Annotated in this window: 2 protein-coding genes and 2 pseudogenes; all 4 read left to right on the forward strand. The window is 71.8% G+C overall.

Annotation, left to right across the window (positions count from 1 at the left end):
• A pseudogene (gene eno / locus V7E09_RS15545) lies at positions 1 to 199 on the forward strand (phosphopyruvate hydratase); the annotation flags it as partial.
• Between the two features lie 374 nt (positions 200 to 573).
• Positions 574 to 802, forward strand: a pseudogene (locus V7E09_RS15770) (FtsB family cell division protein); the annotation flags it as partial.
• Between the two features lie 170 nt (positions 803 to 972).
• Positions 973 to 1,485: a DUF501 domain-containing protein gene (locus V7E09_RS15555; protein WP_442956904.1), complete on the forward strand. Its 513-nt coding sequence runs from the start codon at positions 973 to 975 to the stop codon at positions 1,483 to 1,485.
• Positions 1,482 to 1,789: Ppx/GppA phosphatase family protein (locus tag V7E09_RS15560; RefSeq protein WP_442956905.1), on the forward strand; the 308-nt coding region annotated here is incomplete at its 3' end. The genes V7E09_RS15555 and V7E09_RS15560, both read left to right, overlap by 4 nt.

Genomic DNA, 1,789 nt, shown 5'->3' on the forward strand with positions numbered 1-1,789 from the left:
GTCGCACCGCTCCGGTGAGACCGAGGACACCACCATCGCCGACCTGGCCGTCGCCACCAACTGCGGCCAGATCAAGACCGGTGCCCCGGCCCGCTCCGAGCGCGTCGCGAAGTACAACCAGCTCATCCGCATCGAGGAGACCCTCGACGACGCCGCCACCTACGCGGGTCGTTCCGCGTTCCCGCGGTTCAAGGGCTGATTTCACCACCGCACCATCGAGGCGGCCGGGTCCTGCGGGGCCCGGCCGTTTCGCGTCCCCCGGCCGTGGGACCGACGCTGTGGGGATGGTGGGTCGCGGGGTGTCGGGCTTCGGCCCGGCCGGATCACCGCCTACTGTGGAAGCGCATACTTCCCCATGCGAAAGGCCCGTTGGTGCGCGAGAACCGACTCAATCGGCAGCCGTCCGGCCGCGGACGGTCGAGCAAGCGCACGCCCAGCGCCCCGGCCGCGTCCACGAAGAAGGGGCCGTCGGCCACCGTGGGGCCGGAGGAGGCGGGGCGCCCCGTCCGGCGGCGTCCGCGGGTCGATTTCACGGCCCGGGCCATCATCGCCGTGGTCGTCTTGGCCGTGGTCATGATCTCCTTCGCGAACGCGCTGCGCGTCTGGTACATCCAGTCCGGCGATCTGGCGACCGCCGAGGCGGCCATCGAGGCCCGCTCGGCGCGGGTGACGGAACTCCAGGACGAACTGGCCCGCTGGGACGACTCGGCCTACGTGAAGGCGCAGGCTCGTGCCCGGCTCGGCTGGGTGATGCCGGGCGAGGTCGGCTACCGGGTCCTGGACGAGAACGGTCAGGTGCTGTCCGGAACCAGCGAGATCGAGGGCGTGGGCAACCCCACCGGCAACCAACTCGAGACGCAGTGGTGGGACCGGCTGGCCTCCTCGATCAAGCACGCCGACACCCCGTTGGACGCGAATCGCTGAGCGAACCATCCGCCGGCTCGACGCGGGCGGGCCACTAAGGTGGCGGCCGTGCCGACCATCGAACCAGTCACCGAAGCCGACGTCGCCGCCTTGGAGGCCCAACTCGGGCGCCAGCCGCGGGGGATCGTCGGGATCGCCTACCGGTGCGCGAACGGGGAGCCGGGGGTGGTGGCGACCAGCCCGCGGTTACCGGACGGTACCCCGTTCCCGACGACCTACTACCTGACGTGCCCCCGCATCGTCGCGGCCGTGTCGACGGTGGAGTCTGAGGGGGTCATGGTGGAGATGACCCGGCGCCTGGAACAGGACGCGGACCTCGCCGCCGCATACCGGGCGGCCCACGAGGCCTACCTGGCGGACCGGGCGGCGCTCGGGGACGTCGAGGAGATCGCGGGGATCAGCGCAGGCGGCATGCCCAGCCGGGTCAAGTGCCTGCACGTGCTGGTGGGACACGCGCTGGCTGCTGGGCCGGGGGTCAACCCGTTCGGCGACGAGGTGCTGGCGCGGATCGGCGACGTGTGCGGATCGATCCGTCCGCAGGAGCAGGAGGAACAGCGATGACGCGCGTGGCGGCGGTGGACTGCGGGACGAACTCGATCCGGCTGTTGGTCAGTGAAGGCACCCGGGAAGGGGCGCGGGAGCTGGATCGGCGGCTGATCATCACGCGGCTGGGGCAGGGAGTGGACGCCACCGGCGAGTTCCATCCCGATGCGCTGGCGCGCACGTTCGCGGCCTGCGACGAGTACGCGGTGGTGCTGGCCGACCTGGGGGTGGAACGGATCCGGTTCGTCGCCACGTCCGCCGCCCGGGACGCGGGCAACCGGCAGGAGTTCTACGACGGGGTGGAGAGCCGCCTCGGGGTGCG

The organism is Propioniciclava sp., from assembly GCF_036744435.1.
Lineage (GTDB): Bacteria > Actinomycetota > Actinomycetes > Propionibacteriales > Propionibacteriaceae > Propioniciclava.